Here is a 15,085-nt window from a genome sequence, read left to right as displayed (position 1 = left end):
GAATGACGGACGCTAGTGTCTGGTTATGACCGAAACCTTGCATTTGCCCTACCTGCAACCCTGGGACTGGCAACAGTTCCATCGGCATTTCGCCCTGCGTCTGCTGCCGGGCGTGGAGCGCCTGGACGCCGACGGCTACGCCCGCACGTTGCGCCTCGGCGACGCCCGCGGCTGGCTCAGCGTGCGAGCGCTGACCGATCGCCCGGCCCTCGAAATGACCCTCAGCGATTCCCTGCAGCACGCCGCCAAACCGCTGGTCAGCCAAGTACGCAAGATGTTCGACCTGGACGCCGACCCACAAGCCATCGCGGCGCATTTCACCAGCGATCCGACATTGGGGCCGCTGATTGCGGTACAACCCGGCCTGCGTCTGCCCGCCGCCTACGACCCGTTCGAACAGGCCGTGCGGGCGGTGGTCGGCCAGCAGGTCACGGTCAAAGCGGCGGTGACCATCACCCGTCGTCTCGTGGAGCGGCTGGGCGAGCCACTGCAGGGCGCACCCTCCGGGCTGGAACTGCTTTTCCCTACCGCCGGGGCGATCGCCGATGATCCATTGGAGAACATCGGCATGCCAGCCAGACGCGCACAGGCTCTACGACGCCTGGCGGCGGCGGTGGCTGACGGAGCACTGCAGCTGCATGTGGAGGATGGTGCCGACGCACTGGTCCGCAAACTCTGCGAACTGCCGGGGATCGGCCCGTGGACGGCCGAGTACATTGCCTTGCGCGGATTCGGCGTTGCGGATGCCTTTCCAGCGGCCGATCTGGGGCTGCTCAAGGCCCCGTTGTGGGGAGACGGCGGTATCACCGCAAAGGCGCTGACGGCACGCGCCGAAAGCTGGCGGCCCTGGCGGGCCTACGCCGCCATCCACATCTGGGATAACTACGCCAAAGGAAGCAAGGGTGGCTAAGACGGAGCGATGCGCGCCAATATCACCGGCGGCTCTGCGAGCGGCAGCGCCACAATCAGCCCCTCACCCGATTGCGGGAAGATGCCGGTTAGCGCAGTGATGTTGACCTGATGGGTCACCAGTACCGCGACCGAGCCCGGCTCCAGCGCCCCGACCGCCTGACGTAGCGCGGCAGTGTGCCGTCGCTCGGTTGCGGGCAATGCAAAGAAGGAGTCCAGCGCCGGGAGCGCTTCAACTTCACCAAGGGCCATGCCCTCCGCCGTGTCCCGCGCCCGGCACCAGCGGCTGCTCAAGATACGAGCGTTGGTGATGCCGGCGTCGCGCAGCCGCACACCCCATTGTCGAGCCTCGGCACGGCCACGCTCGTCGAGGTTGCGCTGGGTGGTGCAGTCGTCGAGGCGAAAGCCGTCAGGGTCACCGAGGCCGGGCGCCGCTGCATGGCGCATGATTAGAACAGCACGTCCCTCACGCAGTGCCTGCCACCCGCCGCGGTCATCTGCCTGCGCCACTTCAAGGCTGAACAGCAGGCAGATCAACAGGCCAGCGCGACCCACGGTCTACAGTCGTGCCTTGCCGAACGGCCCGGCAGCGACCGCCCACATGATCAGGCCGACCACCGGCAGCAGGACGATTACCAGTGACCAGATCACCTTGCGGCCGACCTCGATGGAGCTGCGCCAGACCTGCACGAGCGCCAGGATATCCAGCACCAGCACCAGAATGGCGAACGGACCGCTCAGGCTTTCCACCACGGATTACCGGTATGGCCCGCGCGCATCGGGACGATTGCCACGCGGCCCCATGATTCCCCAGATGATCAGGCCGAGCACCGGCAGGAGGACGATCAACAGAACCCAAAGCACCTTCTTGCCGCTGGTGCTGTCGCTGCGAACGATGCTGATGATTGCCCAGATATCCAGTATCAGGATGAGCAGGCCGAAAATACCGCCGAAGGCATCTCCCATGGGTTCGCTCCTGTTTGGGTGAGTACCTAATCTAGGATGCCAGCGCGGCGGCAGGGTTCAGTTCCCAGTCCAGAGCGGCTCGATAGCCGGCGCTGACGAATCCAGCCGAGCAGTATCTGGATGACGCGCTTGATACCGACATCGGCCTCGCCGCCTTCGCGACGCGCTGCTTCGCTGCGCAGCGCCGGTGCGAAGGCGGATGTACGCCTGCGATGCGCGTCGATGATGAAGCTAAGCGCGCTTGCGGTGCCTGCGATATCGGCGAGGACGCGTTGACCGGCGTCTCAGTCGTCCAATCGCGGGAACTGATCGGCAATGCTTTCGCCGGTGTACTCGGCGACCCAGCCTTCGGGGTTTTTAAACAGGCGGATGGCGACGAAGTGCGGCTCCTCGCCCATGTCGAACCAGTGGCGTGTGCCGGCGGGCACTGAGATCAGGTCATTCTTTTCGCACAGTACGGCGTAGACCATGTCCTCGATGTGCAGACTGAACAGCGCGCGCCCGGCGACGAAGAAGCGCACCTCGTCTTCAGCGTGCCGATGCTCGTCGAGGAACTTCGCGCGCAGCTCGTCCTTCTGTGGATGGTCGCGGGTCACGCTGATCACATCGACCGTGACGTAGCCGCGCTCGGTCATGAGCTTGTCGATCTGCGGCCGGTAGGCGGCAATCACCTCTTCCTGGCTGGCCCCGGCGGCAATTGGCGCGTTGGCTTCCCAGCGCTCCACCTGCACACCGACCTTGGCCAGCGTCGGGGCGATGTCTTCGAGGTGGGTCAGCACCTTGAGCGGCTGATCGGGGCGGGTCTCGTGGTAGACGCTGAGGACACTCATGTTCGGCTCTCCGAAAAGTCGTCTGGTCGGTCGCTACCGGCCAGGCAGAAATTTAGCTGGGCTGCAGGGCGCGCATTCTCAGTTCGCGCCCGAAAGAAATTGGCGGCGCGTGATCGTCAGGCTCGGTTCTCCTGCAAGCGGAAGGCAATGATAACGGCTGCGGCCAATGCCGCCAGGCTGGCGATGGCGAAGGACCAGCTCGGCCCAAGACCGGACCAGGCATAGCCGGCGTAAAGTGCGCCCAAGGCCCCACCGATACCGGACAGACTGGCGTACAGCGCCTGGCCCTGGCCCTGCTGGCGGTGGCCGAAACTGCGCTGAACGAAGTGAATGGCCGCGGCATGGAAGCTGCCAAACGTAGCGGCGTGCATCAGCTGTGCAATCAGCAGCACCGCAAGATGATCGGCGAACTGTCCCAGTAGGACCCAGCGCAGCGCGGCAATCAGGAAACTGGCCAGCAGCACCTGGCGCAGGGAGAAACGCTCGAGCAGGCGCGCCATGCCCAGAAACAGCAGGATTTCCGCGACCACGCCCAGCGCCCACATCAGCCCGATGAAACTGCGGCTGTAGCCGAGCGCTTCGAGGTGAATGCTGAAGAAGGTGTAATACGGGCCGTGTGCCAGCTGCATCAGCGCCACGCAGGCGTAGAAAGCCAGCACACCAGGACGCCGCAGCTGAGCGAGAAAACCGCCCTGCCCGGCCACGTCGGCGCGCTGGCGCGGGTGGGCATTGGGCACCCAGAAGCTGCTCAGCACGATACCGACCATGACCACGGCCACCGCTGTCGGGTAGAGATCAAGACTCAGCCGCTGGAACAGCAGCCCGAGCCCGACCACCGCGAGGATGAAACCGATGCTGCCCCACAACCGGACCTGGCTGTAGCGCTCCGCCTGTTCATGCAGATGGGCCAGGGTGATGACTTCGAACTGCGGCAGCACCGCGTGCCAGAAAAAGGCATGCAACGCCATCACCATCGCCAGCCAGGCAAAGCTCTTGTCGAAAAAGATCAGCCCGAAGGACAACAAGGTGCACAGCGCACCGAGGCGAACGATCTCCAGCCGACGCCCGGTGGCATCGCCCAACCAGCCCCATAAATTCGGCGCCAGACAACGCATCAGCATGGGAATGGCGATCAGCTCACCGATCCGCTCCGGCGAAAAGCCCAGATGATCGAAGTACAGGCCGAGAAACGGCGCCGTGGAGCCGAGCAAGGCGAAGTAGAAAAAATAGAAGCCGGACAGGCGCCAGTACGGCAGCGGAGCATTCATACGCAGCGGGCTTCAGGCCGCAAACGGAGGCATAGAGGCCAACCGTGTGCGGCTCGCAGCGTCTCGATTGCTGGTCAAAGCTGGCCTAGCACCGGTGTCGTCACCTGCACGTCGGCGTTCTGGCCGCGATTACGCAGCAGGTGATCGAGCAGCACGATGGCCATCATCGCCTCGGCGATCGGCGTGGCACGAATGCCGACGCACGGGTCATGGCGGCCCTTGGTGATGACATCGACCGGCGCGCCACTCACATCGATCGAGTGGCCCGGCGTGGTGATGCTGGAAGTTGGCTTGAGCGCCAGATGGGCAATGATCGGTTGTCCCGAAGATATGCCGCCGAGAATGCCGCCGGCATTGTTGGAGAGAAATCCCTGCGGCGTCAGCTCGTCGCGGTGCTCGGTGCCACGCTGGGCGACCGAAGCGAAACCGGCGCCGATCTCCACGCCCTTCACCGCGTTGATGCTCATCAGCGCGTGGGCCAGCTCGGCGTCGAGGCGGTCAAAGATCGGCTCGCCAAGTCCCGGCGGCACGCCCTCGGCGACCACGGTGATCTTCGCACCCACCGAATCCTGATCGCGACGCAGCTGGTCCATGTAAGCCTCCAGCTCCGCCACCTTGTCCGGATCGGGGCTGAAGAAGGCGTTCTGCTCGACGCTGTCCCAGGTCTTGAACGGAATTTCGATCGGGCCGAGCTGGCTCATGTAGCCGCGCACCTGAATGCCCAGCGTCGCCAGGTACTTCTTGGCGATGGCGCCGGCCGCCACGCGCATGGCAGTCTCGCGCGCGGAGCTGCGGCCACCACCACGATAGTCGCGCACGCCGTACTTGTGGTGATAGGTGTAGTCGGCGTGGGCCGGGCGGAACTGGTCCTTGATCGCCGAGTAGTCCTTGGACTTCTGATCGGTGTTGCGGATCAGCAGGCCGATCGGGCAACCGGTGGTCTTGCCCTCGAATACGCCGGAGAGGATTTCCACCTCGTCGGCTTCCTGGCGCTGGGTGGTGTGCCGGCTGGTGCCCGGCTTGCGACGGTCGAGGTCGCGCTGCAGATCTTCCAGCGACAGCTCCAGCCCGGGCGGGCAACCGTCGACGATGGCCACCAGCGCAGGACCATGGCTTTCGCCGGCAGTGGTGACGGTGAACAGCTTGCCGTAGGTATTGCCGGACATGCAGGACGCTCCGCGATCGACCGAAAAACAGGGGCCGGAAGTATACCTGAGGGCGCTGCGGTGTCATCGCCCCTGTTGCCGGCGCATACTGACCTTTGCGCCGATTGCTGCGTCCAACCTGCTCCGTGACCAACGAAGTCCATCCATGCGTGCCCTGCTGATACTGCTGCTACTGACCATGCCCTCTCTCTCGCAGGCTCAGACCCTGCTCAATCAGACCCTGAATCTGGACACCGGCAACGGCGTACTGCAGGGCAGCCTGCTGTTGCCCAAGAGTGAGCAACCGGTGCCGGTGGCACTGCTGATCGCAGGCTCCGGGCCGACCGATCGTAATGGCAACAACCCGGCCGGGCACAACGACAGCCTCAAACGCCTCGCCCAAGGCCTGGCGCGGCAAGGCGTGGCCAGTCTGCGCTATGACAAGCGCGGGGTTGGCGCCAGCCTGGCAGCCGCACCGAACGAGCGCGACCTCAGCGTCGACGCCTACGTCAGCGACGCGTTGGCGTGGAGCGCGAGGCTCAAGGGCGACCCCCGCTTCAGCGAGCTGATCCTCGTCGGCCACAGCGAGGGCGCACTGATCGCCAGTCTCGCCGCGCCGAAGTCGGGCGCCGCCGCGCTGATCAGCATCGCTGGCAGCGGCAGGCCAATCGACGAAGTACTGCGTGCGCAGTTGCAGGGTCGCCTGCCGCCCGCGCTGCTCGCCACCAGCCAATTCCTGATTGACGAACTCAAGGCCGGACGCACCCACGCCGAAGTGCCCGAACCACTGCAGGTGCTGTTCCGACCCAGCGTGCAGCCTTATCTGATCTCGCTGTTCGCCTACGACCCGGCCGCGGCCTTCGCGGCGGTGGATGTTCCGGCGTTGATTCTCCAGGGCCGACACGACATCCAGGTGGGTGTCGAAGACGCCGAAGCGCTGCAGCGAGCGAAGCCGGACGCCCAGCTGGCCCTGATCGACGGCATGAACCACGTGCTGCGCATCGTGCCGGCGAGCGCCGCACAGCTGGCTTCTTACGACGACACGAATCTGCCGCTCGCACGCGGCGTGCTCGAGCACATCAAGCACTTCCTGCGGACTAATGGCATCCTGCCAGCCTCCAGTTAAACGCTGCGCAGCCGATAGCCCCCTGACGATGGCCCGATATCACTCCGGAACGAGCCGCCGCGCAGGCCAGGAACGCGCAGATGACCGACACCGAGACCGCCCAGAGCACCGACAAAGAACAGCCGGCACCGCCCAAGCATCCGTGGGCGGAGCTCAAGCCTGACCGTTTCCGCTTGCTGCGCCTGGCCCCGCTGCCAACCGAGCGCGACGGCGGCGCGCGCCCACTGCGCTTCGTCGAACTGGCACAACTGGAACGCCATACCCCTGAGCAGAGTCTGCTGCGGATGTTCATCAACATCCCCGGCCAGGTGCGCTCGCGCAAGAACAACGTACTGGAGGTCTGGGCCGATCATCGCAGCAAGGAGCTGCGCTTCGGGCCGGACTCGGGTTTGCGGCTGGAACCGGCCAATCGCGGACTCGGCCGTTTTTTGCTGGCGCAAGGCGCGACGTGGGCACAGCGACGCTGGGGCCATTATCTGGTCGAGGGCGGATCGCTGCCCAAGGATGTGACGAGCGACGACCAGCGCCTGCGCCGTGACCACTGCCTGCGCACCCAGGGCTTCGATATCGACTACCCCAAGGATCAGGCGACCAAGGCGACTTACGGCGCGCCGCGGGTCAGCGCGCTGCGCCCCGACTGGAACGGCGAGAAGGTGCAGGTCGTTGAACTGCAGGATGCCGCAGCGATGCTGGAGCAGGCCGACCGCAACCTGCAGGCGCAGGAAAACCAGATCCGCGACCTGCAGGAGCGAATCGCCCGCTTCCGTCGTGAAGACGGTGCGCTGCGATTCACCATCGTTTGCCTGATTGCGCTGGCGCTGTTCCAGGCCGGACTGCTGATCTGGATGGCGACGCGCTAAGGCGCGACTGTTACCACCAGTGTTCTACCTGTACACCGAAGTTCGAACCGTGCTGCGCATTGCCGAACGCGCCAGTGTCGGACAACGCAGAGCCCTCGGCCATCAGGTTGGCGGCACGCTGCGCGGCATCGTTCCAGCTGGCGTAGGTGTAATACAGACGGAACTCGGGCCGCGCCCAGAAGCCTGGACCCGCGGGTGACCAGGTCGGCGCGACGGTGAACTTGCTCAGCTTGCGCGTACCGTCGGTGGCATCGATCTGATCATGCCCCACTTCGGCGACGAGTTTGAACTGCTCGCTGAATGCATAGACCGGGCGCGCACCCACCGACCACCAGTCCTGATCGCCGCCGTCAGCACGCTTGTCCTTCTGGTAGACCACCTGGAACTGGCCGCCGAAGCGCGGCGTCAACTGCCAGTCGAAATACTCCACCACGCGCCAGCTCTTGGCGCTGTCGTCCAGGGTCACGTCGCCGGTATAGCCGAGGCCGGTGCCGGGCCCTTCGCCATACTGCAACGCCAGGGTGTTCTTGCCACCGAGAAAGTCGGACTGCACGTGCTGCACCGTCACCGCCCAACCACTATTGGCGTCGTCTCGACTGGGCTTGTCGATGTAGCTGAGGCCAAATTCCAGCTCCCCGCCCGGGTTGCTGTCGAAGCCGCCGACGTTGAAGTCGTGGCGATTGACGTAGTCCTTCTGAAACACGCTGTCCTTGCGCGAGAAGGCGTAGCTGTACTTCAGCCCGCCAATCTCCATGTCCTCGACACCGGCGCCGGTGGCGCTCTGGTTCCAGTAGTAGAAATCGGAGATATGAATGTCATTACGCTTGTAGAAGCGGCGACCAGCCCAGAAAGAACCGTTGTTCAGCGCCGGCACCTTGCTCCACTCGGCATAGGCCTGCACCATCCGCGCCCAGCCATGATCACCGGTGAACTTCGGGGTATGGTTGTACTGGTTGTACAGCGCCGCCATGCCCTCCACGCTCAGCACCGAACCATCGGCAAAGGTGTAGAGGTCGTGACGAAGGTCCAGCTCGCCGTACTGCTCACATTCGTTACCGAGGCGATACTTGGTCGGTGCGCCGGGCAGCTGGAAGCACGATTGCGAGTCGCTGTTGACCGATTCACCGACGCCGCTACGCATGTAGCCGGTGAATTCCAGGGCATGGCCGCTCAATGGCAGGGCCATCGCGGCAACGGCAGTCGCTACGCCCAGGGCTGTCAGGTTTTTTTTCATATCCACTCCGCTTTTGTTGTTATTGATCGCTGGATCGAGCCAAGACGACTCTGTTCATTCCTTAACCGTCCACTTTTCGCACCGCCTGCTGGCAAGGCAGGCGGCGTTTCACTGCGCGGTACCCGCTCCGTTGGAAACCAGTCGGGTGACCTTGCTCTCACGCACGGGCTCAGGCTGCACCACGCCCAGCCGCTCGCCGGTCTGGGCATCGAACAGCAGCGCCCGGCGCGGATCGAATTGCAGATTGAGCGTTTCCCCCACCCGCGGCGCCTGATCCGGCGCCAAGCGGCAGCAGGCCTTGACCTGATTCAGCGTGAACACCACCAAGGTGTCTGGCCCGGTGGGTTCCACCACTTCGATGTCGACCGCCAGAGAAAAATCCGCTGATCCTGCTGGAGCCAGGCCGATTTGTTCCGGTCGGATGCCGAGAATGAGTTCGCGATCACGCAACCCGTCGTCGCTGGTAATCGGTAACGGCAATTCACAGCTGCCCTGCTCGCTGTTGAGCACACCCACCCAGCGCCCGTCACGCTGACGGATGCGCAGCGGTACGAAGTTCATCGGCGGCGAGCCGATGAAGCTGGCGACGAACAGGTTGGCCGGGTTGTTGTAGATCTCGTGGGGCGTGCCGAACTGCTGGATCACGCCATCTTTCATCACCGCGACCTTGTCGCCGAGGGTCATCGCCTCGATCTGGTCATGGGTGACGTACACAGTGGTGGTCTTCAGCCGCTGGTGCATCAGCTTGATCTCGGTGCGCATCTCCACCCGCAGCTTGGCATCGAGGTTCGACAGCGGCTCGTCGAACAGGTAGATCTTCGGCCGCCGCGCCAGCGCCCGGCCCATGGCCACGCGCTGCTGCTGGCCACCGGAGAGCTGCGACGGCTTGCGCTCGAGCAACGGTTCGATCTGCAGCAGCTTGGCGACCCGCGCCACCTCCTCCTCGATCTTCGCCGCCGGCACCTTGCGCATCTTCAGGCCGAAGGCAATGTTGTCGCGTACGCTCATGGTCGGATACAGCGCGTAGGACTGGAACACCATGGCGATGTCGCGATCCTTCGGGCTGGCCTGGCTGATGTCCTCGCCGTCGACGAGAATCTCGCCGCCGGTGATGTTCTCCAGCCCGGCGATGCAGTTCATCAGGGTGGATTTTCCGCAGCCCGAAGGCCCGACGAGGATCAGGAACTCACCGGCGTCGATCTTCAGCGCGATGTCCTTAAGCGTCGCGATCTGGCTGTTGCCATAACTCTTTTGAACGTTGCGCAGTTCCAGGGAAGCCATCGTTGTTCTCCTCAACCCTTGACGGCGCCGGCAGTCAGCCCGCGCAGGAAATATTTGCCGGCGACCACGTAGACCACCAGTGTGGGCAGGCCAGCGATCATCGCGGCGGCCATATCGACGTTGTATTGCTTGGCACCGGTGCTGGTGTTCACCAGGTTGTTCAGCGCCACGGTGACCGGCTGGGTGTCGCCACTGGCGAACACCACGCCGAAGAGGAAGTCGTTCCAGATCTGGGTGAACTGCCAGATCAGGCAGACCATGATGATCGGCACCGACATCGGCAGCAGGATGCGGCCGAAGATGGTAAAGAAGCCGGCACCATCCAACCGCGCCGCGCGCACCAGCGCATCCGGCACGCTGACGTAGAAGTTGCGGAAGAACAGTGTGGTGAAGGCCAGGCCGTAGACGACATGGACCAACACCAGACCGGTGGTGGTATTGGCCAGGCCCAGCTTGCCGAGGGTGAAGGACGCCGGCAGCAGGATCACCTGGAACGGCAGGAAGCAGCCGAACAGCAGCAGACCGAAGAACAGCTGCGAGCCACGGAAGCGCCACATCGACAGTACATAGCCATTGAGCGCACCCAACGCGGTGGAAATCAGCACCGCCGGAATGACGATCTTCACCGAGTTCCAGAAATAGCCGCCGATACTGTCCCAGGCCGTCAGCCAGCCCATGGCGCTGAACGCTTCAGGCCAGCTCAGCAGGTTGCCGGTGCGGATGTCTTCCGGGGTCTTGAAGCTGGTCAGCAGCATCACGATCAGCGGCACCAGGTAGACGGCACAGGCCAACAACAAGGTGGCGTAGATGGTCAGGCGCCCGAGGGTCAGGCGCGGTTGCGCGAAGTCAGACATGGCGCTTGTTCCTCAGCTCGGAGTACAGATAAGGCACGATGATCGCCATCACCGCGCCGAGCATCAGCATGGCGCTCGCCGCACCCAGGCCCATCTGGCCACGGGTGAAGGTATGGGCGTACATGAACATCGCCGGCAGATCGCTGGAATACCCCGGACCACCGGCAGTCATCGCCGCGACCAGGTCGAAGCTCTTGATCGCGATATGGGCCAGAATCATCAAGGCACTGAAGAACACCGGGCGCAGGCTCGGCAGCACGATGCGCAGGTAGATGGTCGGCAGGCTCGCACCATCCACCTGGGCGGCGCGGATGATCGATTGATCGACGCTGCGCAGACCGGCGAGGAACAGCGCCATGACGAAGCCCGAGGCCTGCCACACCGCGGCGATCACCAGGCAATAGATGACCCGATCCGGATCGACCAGCCAGTCGAAGCGAAAGCCTTCCCAGCCCCAGTCGCGCAGCAGCTTGTCCAAGCCCAGGCCGGGATTGAGCAGCCACTGCCAGGCGGTGCCGGTGACGATCATCGACAGCGCCATGGGGTACAGGTAGATGGTGCGGATCAGCCCTTCGCGACGGATGCGCTGGTCCAGCAGTACGGCAAGCACGACGCCGATGATCAGGCTGACGGCGATGAACAGGCCGCCGAAGACCAGCAGGTTCTGGCTGGCGACCCACCAGCGGTCGTTGTCCCAGAGGCGCTCGTACTGCTGCAGACCGACCCACTTGTAGCTGGGCATGAAGCGCGAATTGGTGAACGAGAGCAGGAAGGTCCAGCCGATGTAGGCGTAGAAGCCGACCAGCACGATCAGCATGCTCGGCGCCAGAACCAGCTTGGGCAGCCAGCGCTGCAGGGCGTCGAGCGGCGAGGCCTTGGCGGGCCTGGCTTGAAGCGCGATGGAGCTCATGGATTTGATCCCTCATGGAAATCCGGGATGTCGTCGCCCGCGGCACAGGCCAAAGCCTGTACCGGGACGCACGTTTCGGGAACCGGGCGAACGCGGTCCGCCCTTGGCGTTACTGCACGGCCTTGATCGCCGCCGCCAGCTGCTTGGCCGCCTTTTGCGGGTCGGCCTTGGGGTCGTTGAAGAAGTTGGTGACGACGTCGAACACCGCGCCCTGCACGTAGCTAGAAGCAGCCATGCCATGAGTCAGACTGGGCTGCAGACCGCTGCCCTTGGCGGCTTCCTTGAAGTCGGTCATCGACTGCTGGGCACAGGCATCGAACTCGCTCATGTCCTGGTCCTGGCGAACCGGAATCGAGCCCTTGTTCTGGTTGAAGAAGGTCTGGAACTCCGGCTCCAGCACGGTGCGCGCCAGGTCTTCCTGAGCCTTGCGGTTGTCGTCGCTGCTGAGCTTGAACATCGCCAGGGAGTCGATATTGAAGGCGAAGCTGCCCTGGGTGCCGGGGAATGGCAGGCACTGGTAATTCTTGCCGGCGACCTTGTTGGCGGCGGTGAACTCGCTCTTGGCCCAGTCGCCCATGATCTGCATGCCAGCCTTGCCGTCGATGACCATGCCGGTAGCACGGTTCCACTCGCGCCCGGCCGCATCGGCATCGATGTAGTCGCGCAGCTTTTTCAGGGCGGTGAAGGCCTGGACCATCTTGTCGCCGGTCAGGGTGTCGTTATCCAGCTCGACGAAGGCCTTGTGATAGTCGTCCGGGCCGAGAATGCTCAGTACGAAGCCCTCGAACACGGTGCCATCCTGCCAAGGCTGGCCGCCATGGGCGACCGGAATGAAGCCGGCGGCCTTGAGCTTGTCCGCCGCGGCGAAGAATTCATCGAGGGTCTTCGGCGGCTTGGCGCCGGCCTTCTCGAACACCTCCGGGTTGATCCATAGCCAGTTGACCCGATGCACGTTGACCGGCACAGCCACGTAGGAGCCGTCGTACTGCATGATCTTGCGCACCTGCTCGGGCAGCAGTGCGTCCCAGCGCTCGGCCTTGGCGGTGTCATCGAGGTTGGCGAGCAGGCCGAGTTCGCCCCACTCCTGGATGTCCGGACCCTTGATCTGTGCGGCGGACGGCGGGTTGCCGGAAACGGCGCGGGTTTTCAGTACGGTCATGGCAGCCTCGCCACCACCGCCGGCGACGGCGAAGTCCTTCCAGCTGTGGCCTTTCTGCTCGACCAGCTTCTGCAGGGTATCGGCCGCGCGCTTTTCACCGCCGGAGGTCCACCAGTGCAGAACTTCGACTTCACCAGCGTGGGCGAGTACAGGCAGGGCAAGGGAAACGGATAGAGCGAGACGATGGAACGCATTCATGGAGGGGCACCTTCTTGTTTTTATCCTGCAAGTCATGGTCGCTTGCGATGGATCGAGTCTATGCGCAGAAAAATGGACACTGGGTAACGAAGGGATGGCCGATGGTCACAAGGCCGTTACAAAGGTACGCGGCAGGTAACGTGGGGCGGACGCTCGGGTCAGCGCGGCAGGGTAAGCGTCACCCTCAGCCCGCCCTGCTGCAGGTTGCGCATGCTCAGCTCACCGCCGTGGGCGTGAGCGATGTTGCGCGCAATGCCGAGGCCCAGCCCATAGCCCTGCTGTTGACCGGAAAGCCGCACGTGAGGCTCGAAGACCTGTTCCAGACGCTGCTCCGGCACACCGGGGCCCTCATCATCGACGTGCAGCACCAGCGCCTCCTTGCCATCCTCGACATGCAGGTGGGCGCGCTCACCGTACTTCAAGGCGTTATCCAGCAAGTTGCCGATGCAGCGCTTAAGCGCCAGTGGCTTGCCGGGATAAGGCGCTGAAGCGTGCCCGTCGAGGGTCACGCGGGTGCGGTCACAGGCCTGATACGGCTCGACGATGTGCTCGAGGAGCAGATTGAGATCCACCGCCTCGACGTTCTCGTGGATATCGGTGTCCTTCACGCACTGCAAAGCGCCCTTGACCAGCAATTCCAGCTCGTCGAGGTCACGGGTGAACTTGATCTGCTGGGCTTCATCCTCCAGCAGCTCGACCCGCAGACGCAGCCGCGTGATGGGCGTGCGCAGGTCGTGGGAAATCGCACTGAACAACTGGCCGCGTTCGGTGAGGTAGCGGCTGATGCGCTCGCGCATGTTGTTGAAGGCGCGACTCACCTCGACGATCTCACTGGCCCCAGCCTCGGTCAGCGGCCGCACCTCGCCGCCCACCGACATTTCCCGCGCCGCCTTGGCCAGGCGCTTCAGCGGTCGGCTCTGCCAGCGCACCAGTAAGCCGATGAACAACAGCAGGAAGGCGCTGGTGAGCACGATGAACCAGAGCTGCTGAATCGGCAGGCCCTCGTCTTCCAGGCTGACGTAGGGTGCCGGCATTAGCGATGCGAGGTAGAGCCATTCCTGCGGGGCGATCTGGATCTGCGTCACCAGTACCGGTGGCGACAGCGGCTCCAGCCCCAGCGCGTAGTGCGCCCAGGAGCGCGGCAGCTCGTCGAGCTTGATGCCGCTGTTGAAGATGCGCAGGTCGTCCGGGCTGACGAACTCGATGGTCAGGTCCACCTCGCCACCGAGCCGTTGGCGCAACACCTGTTCCACCTCATGTAGGACGGCCCGCTTGCGCGGCGTCTCGGGAAGGATTTTCATGTCCAGCGGATTGTCGTTGAGCGAGACGAAGAAGCGCGTGCCGCCCATGCTGCGCAACTGATCGAGTACCAGCGGACGATAGCCCAGTGGCAACGAACGGAAGTAGCTGACACTGGCCGCCATCGACTGCGCCAGGCTGCGGGCGCTGGTCAGCAGGCCCTCCATCTGGCTGGCGCGCAGCTGTGACAGCCAGATCAGGCTCGACAGGCCCTGAGCCAGCAACACCGCCAGCAGGGTCAGGAGCAGCATCCGTCCGAGCAGCGAGCGCGGCACCAGCCGCAGGCGCCGCCGCTCAGTGCGCAGATTCATGATGCGGCGTTACCTGAGTAGCCAACAGATAGCCGCTGCCACGCACGGTGCGGATCAGCCGCGGCGACTTGCCGGTGTCGCGCAGGCGCTGGCGCAGACGGCTGACCGCCATGTCGACGATGCGCTCCAGCGGCATCACCTCGCGGCCGCGCGTGGCGTTGGCGATGGTGTCGCGGTCGAGGATCTGCTGCGGATGGTCGAGAAACAGCTTGAGCAGGGCGAAATCGGCGCCAGAGAGAAAGACTTCTTCGCCGTCAGCGTGAAACAGGCGGTGGCTGATCATGTCCAGCCGCCACTCATCGAAGGCCAGCACATCGCTGCCGCGTTCCTGGGCGAAGCTGACCCGCCGCAGCAATGCCTTGATCCGCGCCAGCAACTCGCGCGGGCTGAAGGGTTTGCCCAGGTAATCGTCGGCACCCAGCTCCAGGCCGATCACCCGATCGGCCTCGTCGGAGCTCGCGGTGAGCATGATGATCGGCATTGAAGCCAACCGTTCATGCTGACGAATCCAGCGACAGAGGCTGAAACCGTCTTCGTCGGGCAGCATCACGTCGAGAATCACCAGATCGGCCGGCTCGGCACACAGGGCAGCGCGAAACTCACCGCCGTCCGGCACGCCGCGCACCTGAAAGCCCGAGCGGCTGAGATAGGTCTGCAACAGTTCGCGGATTTCCTGATCGTCATCGACCAGAAGGATGTTCTTACCTGCTTGGCTCACGTCACGTCCCTTTTCTT

At 64.1% G+C, this 15,085-nt stretch carries 16 protein-coding genes; 3 read left to right on the top strand and 13 right to left on the bottom strand.

Annotated elements, in window-relative coordinates; translation table 11 throughout:
• Window positions 1–25: 25 nt before the first annotated feature.
• The gene (locus PSEST_RS09325) at window positions 26–910 is read left to right on the top strand and encodes a DNA-3-methyladenine glycosylase family protein (protein ID WP_015276753.1); all 885 of its coding nucleotides are present in this window, start codon (window positions 26–28) and stop codon (window positions 908–910) included.
• Here the strand turns inward: PSEST_RS09325 and PSEST_RS09320 are convergent.
• The 6 genes from PSEST_RS09320 to aroC form a co-directional block, all read right to left on the bottom strand.
• Window positions 907–1,464, bottom strand: a complete 558-nt coding sequence (locus PSEST_RS09320; protein ID WP_015276752.1) for a histidine phosphatase family protein — start codon at window positions 1,462–1,464, stop codon at window positions 907–909. The two genes, PSEST_RS09325 and PSEST_RS09320, sit on opposite strands and share 4 nt — an antisense overlap.
• Window positions 1,465–1,467: 3 nt before the next feature.
• Window positions 1,468–1,659, bottom strand: coding sequence for a PLDc N-terminal domain-containing protein (locus PSEST_RS09315; RefSeq protein WP_041756586.1), 192 nt, complete (start codon window positions 1,657–1,659; stop codon window positions 1,468–1,470).
• Between the two features lie 6 nt (window positions 1,660–1,665).
• On the bottom strand, window positions 1,666–1,875 hold the full coding sequence (locus PSEST_RS09310) for a PLDc N-terminal domain-containing protein (protein WP_015276750.1): 210 nt from the start codon (window positions 1,873–1,875) through the stop codon (window positions 1,666–1,668).
• Between the two features lie 284 nt (window positions 1,876–2,159).
• Complete coding sequence (locus PSEST_RS09305; protein WP_015276749.1) at window positions 2,160–2,705, bottom strand: 1,2-dihydroxy-3-keto-5-methylthiopentene dioxygenase; 546 nt, start codon at window positions 2,703–2,705, stop codon at window positions 2,160–2,162.
• A 116-nt stretch (window positions 2,706–2,821) separates the two neighbouring features.
• Complete coding sequence (locus tag PSEST_RS09300) at window positions 2,822–3,973, bottom strand: MFS transporter (RefSeq protein ID WP_015276748.1); 1,152 nt, start codon at window positions 3,971–3,973, stop codon at window positions 2,822–2,824.
• Window positions 3,974–4,047: 74 nt separating this feature from the next.
• On the bottom strand, window positions 4,048–5,139 hold the full coding sequence (gene aroC / locus PSEST_RS09295) for a chorismate synthase (protein ID WP_015276747.1): 1,092 nt from the start codon (window positions 5,137–5,139) through the stop codon (window positions 4,048–4,050).
• A gap of 145 nt (window positions 5,140–5,284) precedes the next feature.
• On the opposite strand from aroC, the gene PSEST_RS09290 reads away from it, so the two are divergent.
• A complete protein-coding gene (locus PSEST_RS09290) occupies window positions 5,285–6,244 on the top strand; it encodes an alpha/beta hydrolase (RefSeq protein ID WP_015276746.1) in 960 nt (319 codons plus the stop codon).
• 80 nt (window positions 6,245–6,324) lie between these two features.
• Complete coding sequence (locus PSEST_RS09285; RefSeq protein ID WP_015276745.1) at window positions 6,325–7,104, top strand: hypothetical protein; 780 nt, start codon at window positions 6,325–6,327, stop codon at window positions 7,102–7,104.
• A gap of 10 nt (window positions 7,105–7,114) precedes the next feature.
• Here the strand turns inward: PSEST_RS09285 and PSEST_RS09280 are convergent, their stop codons facing one another.
• The 7 genes from PSEST_RS09280 to PSEST_RS09250 form a co-directional block, all read right to left on the bottom strand.
• Complete coding sequence (locus PSEST_RS09280; RefSeq protein WP_015276744.1) at window positions 7,115–8,338, bottom strand: maltoporin; 1,224 nt, start codon at window positions 8,336–8,338, stop codon at window positions 7,115–7,117.
• A gap of 108 nt (window positions 8,339–8,446) precedes the next feature.
• Window positions 8,447–9,619, bottom strand: coding sequence for an ABC transporter ATP-binding protein (locus PSEST_RS09275; protein WP_015276743.1), 1,173 nt, complete (start codon window positions 9,617–9,619; stop codon window positions 8,447–8,449).
• An 11-nt stretch (window positions 9,620–9,630) separates the two neighbouring features.
• A complete protein-coding gene (locus PSEST_RS09270; protein ID WP_015276742.1) occupies window positions 9,631–10,473 on the bottom strand; it encodes a carbohydrate ABC transporter permease in 843 nt (280 codons plus the stop codon).
• A complete protein-coding gene (locus PSEST_RS09265; protein WP_015276741.1) occupies window positions 10,466–11,383 on the bottom strand; it encodes a carbohydrate ABC transporter permease in 918 nt (305 codons plus the stop codon). Before PSEST_RS09265 ends, PSEST_RS09270 begins: the two co-directional genes overlap by 8 nt.
• A gap of 109 nt (window positions 11,384–11,492) precedes the next feature.
• A complete protein-coding gene (locus tag PSEST_RS09260) occupies window positions 11,493–12,740 on the bottom strand; it encodes an ABC transporter substrate-binding protein (RefSeq protein WP_015276740.1) in 1,248 nt (415 codons plus the stop codon).
• Between the two features lie 158 nt (window positions 12,741–12,898).
• On the bottom strand, window positions 12,899–14,350 hold the full coding sequence (locus PSEST_RS09255; protein ID WP_015276739.1) for an ATP-binding protein: 1,452 nt from the start codon (window positions 14,348–14,350) through the stop codon (window positions 12,899–12,901).
• Complete coding sequence (locus PSEST_RS09250) at window positions 14,334–15,068, bottom strand: response regulator (RefSeq protein WP_015276738.1); 735 nt, start codon at window positions 15,066–15,068, stop codon at window positions 14,334–14,336. The genes PSEST_RS09255 and PSEST_RS09250 overlap by 17 nt, the downstream gene beginning before the upstream one ends.
• Window positions 15,069–15,085 lie beyond the last annotated feature (17 nt).

Origin of the sequence: Stutzerimonas stutzeri RCH2 (assembly GCF_000327065.1) — a bacterium.
Lineage (GTDB): Bacteria > Pseudomonadota > Gammaproteobacteria > Pseudomonadales > Pseudomonadaceae > Stutzerimonas > Stutzerimonas stutzeri_AE.
The sequence above is the reverse complement of the archived record's forward strand: the minus strand, read 5'-3'. Positions and strand labels throughout refer to the sequence as shown.

Excerpts from the sequence above, each read along its gene's own strand:
- PSEST_RS09325 (WP_015276753.1), top strand. The coding sequence starts at position 26 with ATGACCGAAACCTTGCATTTGCCCTACCTGCAACCCTGGGACTGGCAA.
- PSEST_RS09310 (WP_015276750.1), bottom strand. The coding sequence starts at position 1,875 with ATGGGAGATGCCTTCGGCGGTATTTTCGGCCTGCTCATCCTGATACTG.
- PSEST_RS09305 (WP_015276749.1), bottom strand. The coding sequence starts at position 2,705 with ATGAGTGTCCTCAGCGTCTACCACGAGACCCGCCCCGATCAGCCGCTC.
- PSEST_RS09300 (WP_015276748.1), bottom strand. The coding sequence starts at position 3,973 with ATGAATGCTCCGCTGCCGTACTGGCGCCTGTCCGGCTTCTATTTTTTC.
- aroC (WP_015276747.1), bottom strand. The coding sequence starts at position 5,139 with ATGTCCGGCAATACCTACGGCAAGCTGTTCACCGTCACCACTGCCGGC.
- PSEST_RS09290 (WP_015276746.1), top strand. The coding sequence starts at position 5,285 with ATGCGTGCCCTGCTGATACTGCTGCTACTGACCATGCCCTCTCTCTCG.
- PSEST_RS09285 (WP_015276745.1), top strand. The coding sequence starts at position 6,325 with ATGACCGACACCGAGACCGCCCAGAGCACCGACAAAGAACAGCCGGCA.
- PSEST_RS09280 (WP_015276744.1), bottom strand. The coding sequence starts at position 8,338 with ATGAAAAAAAACCTGACAGCCCTGGGCGTAGCGACTGCCGTTGCCGCG.
- PSEST_RS09275 (WP_015276743.1), bottom strand. The coding sequence starts at position 9,619 with ATGGCTTCCCTGGAACTGCGCAACGTTCAAAAGAGTTATGGCAACAGC.
- PSEST_RS09270 (WP_015276742.1), bottom strand. The coding sequence starts at position 10,473 with ATGTCTGACTTCGCGCAACCGCGCCTGACCCTCGGGCGCCTGACCATC.
- PSEST_RS09265 (WP_015276741.1), bottom strand. The coding sequence starts at position 11,383 with ATGAGCTCCATCGCGCTTCAAGCCAGGCCCGCCAAGGCCTCGCCGCTC.
- PSEST_RS09260 (WP_015276740.1), bottom strand. The coding sequence starts at position 12,740 with ATGAATGCGTTCCATCGTCTCGCTCTATCCGTTTCCCTTGCCCTGCCT.
- PSEST_RS09255 (WP_015276739.1), bottom strand. The coding sequence starts at position 14,350 with ATGAATCTGCGCACTGAGCGGCGGCGCCTGCGGCTGGTGCCGCGCTCG.